General features: G+C 68.9%; 1 protein-coding gene. It reads right to left on the bottom strand.

Annotated features, from left to right (window positions below; genetic code table 11):
* Positions 1 to 66: 66 nt before the first annotated feature.
* Entirely contained in the window at positions 67 to 1,044 is a 978-nt protein-coding gene (locus AC5LSR_RS20225) for a UDP-glucuronic acid decarboxylase family protein (protein WP_250286709.1), read from the bottom strand.
* Positions 1,045 to 1,352 lie beyond the last annotated feature (308 nt).

Here is a 1,352-nt window from a genome sequence, read left to right as displayed (position 1 = left end):
GACGGGAGCACGGCGGAACGGCAGCGGGAGGACAGCGAGACGGCGACAGTGAGGACGACGGTCCCGTCAGCCTCGCCGGCCGGCGTCCGGACGGGCGTCCGGACAAGCGACGTCCGGGTGCTCACGGAACCAGGAGACCGTGCTGTCGAGCCCGCTGCGCAGGTCGACGACGGGCTCCCAGCCCAGGACGCGCCGGGCCAGGGAGATGTCGGGCTGGCGGACCGTCGGGTCGTCCTCGGGGCGCGGGACGAACGTGATGAGGGACTCGCTCTTGGCCACCTCCCGGACCAGTTCCGCGAGCTCGAGAATGGACAGTTCGTGCGGATTACCGATGTTCATCGGGCCGGGATGACCGGAAAAAATCATCCGCACGATCCCCTCCACCAGGTCGTCGACATATATGATCGACCGGGTCTGGCTTCCGTCACCGGCGACGGTGATGGGCTCACCGCGCAGCGCCTGGGTCGCGAAGGCGGGAATCGCCCGGCCGTCGTTGGGGCGCATCCGCGGCCCATGGGTGTTGAAGATACGGACGATTCCGGTGTCCACCCCGTGACTGCGCCGGTAGGCCATGGTGAGTGCCTCGCCGAACCTTTTCGCCTCGTCGTACACGCCTCGCGGCCCCACCGGGTTGACATGGCCCCAGTAGTCCTCCGGCTGCGGATGGATCTGCGGATCACCGTAGACTTCCGAGGTGGACGCCAGCACGAACCGCGCCCGTTTCTCCTTGGCGAGGCCGAGAGCGTGCAGGGTACCGACCGAGCCGACCTTCAGCGTGTGAATCGGCAGGTGCAGGTAGTCGATGGGGCTCGCCGGTGACGCGAAATGCAGTACATAATCGACCGGACCGACAATATGAACATAATCAGTCACATCACAGCGGACGAGCCGGAAGTGCTCGTGCCCGGCCAGGTGCGCGACATTCTCCGGGGCCCCGGTGACGAAATTATCCAGGCAGACGACCGCGTGGCCCTCGTCGAGCAGCCGTTCGCACAGGTGCGACCCCAGAAAGCCGGCACCGCCGGTGACAACGCTTCTTTTCATCGGTCTCCCCACCGGTCACTGATATCCGGTCCGGGTGACGATACGCGCTCAAAGTCCCAGGCCTGCGCCGGACGCGCGAGCAGTTCCGGTGGAACGTTCGCGACAACGGACGCGGGGCCGTGCCGCGCTGCCCCGCCGGCCCCCGCCGGAGCGGCCCCCGCCGGGGCAGCCGGCGCCGCCGGGGCAGCCGTGGCCGGCCCACCCTCCGCCGGGAGAGTAGCCGCCGGGGGCCCAGCCCCCGGCCCGGGCGGATGGAAGAGGACCACCACGACGTCGCGGTTGTCCCCGACCCCCCGGTAGATCTCCGC

The sequence above is a fragment of the Protofrankia sp. CiP1_Cm_nod4 genome (assembly GCF_982290645.1).
This window is presented reverse-complemented; position numbering and strand designations above follow the sequence as displayed.

Coding starts and splice junctions, on each gene's coding strand:
- AC5LSR_RS20225 (WP_250286709.1), bottom strand. CDS start 1,044: ATGAAAAGAAGCGTTGTCACCGGCGGTGCCGGCTTTCTGGGGTCGCAC.